General features: G+C 60.2%; 2 protein-coding genes. Both read left to right on the forward strand.

Features of this window, described 5'->3' with window-relative positions; genetic code table 11:
* Positions 1-581 (forward strand): glycosyltransferase (locus CQ12_RS27930; protein ID WP_157088542.1); only part of this gene is annotated, 581 nt, incomplete at its 5' end.
* Positions 582-1,585: 1,004 nt separating this feature from the next.
* On the forward strand, positions 1,586-2,220 hold a 635-nt coding region (locus CQ12_RS45275; protein ID WP_198164273.1), incomplete at its 3' end, for a LuxR C-terminal-related transcriptional regulator.

The raw sequence follows: 2,220 nt of genomic DNA on the forward strand, positions 1-2,220 counted from the left end.
GCGGAGAAGGGTCCTATCTTGCTTTCCTGGGGCGCCTTACCGCCGAGAAAGGACCGGAAAGCGCCATCCGCATCGCGCGCGCCGCCGGGATGCAGCTTCGCATCGCGGCCAAGCTGCCTCGCGGCGAAAGGCGTTATTTCAAAGAGCGGCTCGAACCACAAATCGACGGCACACAGATCAGGCTCATCGGCGAAGTGAATGACGCGGCGAAGCAGCCATTTTTGGCGGGAGCCGCTGCGCTGCTCTTTCCCATCGATTGGCCCGAACCGTTTGGTCTGGTCATGATCGAAGCGATGGCCTGTGGAACACCCGTCATCGCGTTTCGCTCCGGCTCGGTTCCCGAGGTGGTCGACGAAGGCGTCACCGGTTTTGTGGTCGATGACGAAGAGCAGGCCGTTCAAGCCGTGAAACGGCTGGGCGACCTCGATCGCCGGCGCGTGCGCGAGGGCTTCGAGAAGCGCTTCACTGCACGGCGAATGGCCGCAGACTACGTCTCGCATTACCAATCGGTGGTGAACGGCGGGTCCGCCGAATATCAAAGACAAGAGTTGCCTGCGGGGGAAGAGAGCCGGCTCCTGTGATTTGACGCGAACGCGGCCGGCAAGGGGCCATCGGTAGCCCTCCGGCGGCGCGACCTGCCGACTCTCTTCCGCGCGAGGCAACGGGGAAGGGACGGCCGCCCCGCGACGTCAATTGAACAGACCCGCCACCTCGAGAGCGCACCCGACGCAGACTTTGTTCGCATACTGCGCCAGCTCCGGCGGGACCTGAATGGCGTGCGGGCACAGCATGCACTCGCCGATGACGTGGTTGGACCGAAGCAGAGGCTTTTCCGGCGGCATTGGGCCGAACCGTGCGCATACCACGGCACTGGCGAGATCGTCATCAGTCACAGAGAAAAGGTCGCGCATAGCGTGAAGGCTGGTTCAGTGTAGTGCGAGAGTCAATTCGCAATCTTTTGGACATCGCAAGAAGGCATTCCGCCGCTTGACCACCGCATAACAAATGTTAGTCCCTAACCCGCAGAACTGCGGTGCCGCGATCGGGTAGAGGCCGGGCAAAGTTGGCAGATCCGAATCTGTGCTATCCTGTACCGTCTGCTGGTGCGAGAATGGCTTTTCATTGCGGGCGTGGTGGTAAATGGGTCTGGCTCCAGTGGTCCTGATCATACTTGCGCTTTTATGGGACAAGGTCTCCTTCAGCCCGGGAGCAATCCTGACGCTCGCTGTAAACGTGCAATGCTGTAGTCATTGGCGCAATCCCAAGCGCGGTCTTGGCGAGTGACCGCGGACCCTATGCTGTCGAGCCGGGCTGATCCGTCCCATCGCCCAAAAAAGGTGCCTGCACATGCTCTATTACCACGAATTAGGAGCGCGCTCGGTCGAGCGGAGTTAAGTCACCGGAACCATGAGCCGTCTCATGTGAGGCCGAGCGAAGGAAGCCCATGCGTCGCGTTCGACTGGTAATAGCAGATCGACGTCCCATTGTTCTGCAGGGTTTTGTATCGCTATTCGGAGCGCAGCCCGATTTCGAAGTGGTTGCGTGCTGTCTCGATGGAGCTAGTTGCCTTGCATCCATTCGGAGATTGACGCCCGACGTGGTGCTACTGGAGGACGGGTTCACCGATGTGACCGCTTCCGACATACTCGCCGTCATGGACGACGAAGGTCTTTCCTCCCGGCTGGTGTTCTTCACTGCTACTGTCGCCTGCGGCGATCTTGCCAGGGCAATGGCGACCGGTGCTTGCGGCGCGATTTCGATGAGCGCCAAACCGGAAGAGCTGGTGCAGTCCCTGAGGCTGGAAAAACCGGGGTCCGACCGGGCGAGGGTCGGGAACCAAGCCAATGGAATTGCCTCGTTCGGCAACAACGTTCTGGCGGTTCTGACTGTCAACGAGCGGACCATCATGGATCTCGTCGCCGAAGGCTTGTCAGATAGTGAGATTGCTCGGGTGCTCGGTGTTTCCCCGGACATCGTCAGGATTCATCTCGATCACGCGCGACAGAAGCTCGGAATCAGCAGCCGGACGGAGCTCTCCGCGCTTGCCCTGTCGCGCCGTTACGGGGCGATGAGTATCCTGGCAGCTGCGATCCTGGCTGCGTTGGATGATACAGTCGACGCCAGTGACACCGCGATCGAAAGTCTCATGCTCATGGCCGCAAACGGCTCTGCGGAAGTCGTCACCATCAAAATCAGCCGCAAAGAAACAGTTACAGGTGG

The sequence above is a fragment of the Bradyrhizobium jicamae genome (assembly GCF_001440395.1).
GTDB lineage: Bacteria > Pseudomonadota > Alphaproteobacteria > Rhizobiales > Xanthobacteraceae > Bradyrhizobium > Bradyrhizobium jicamae.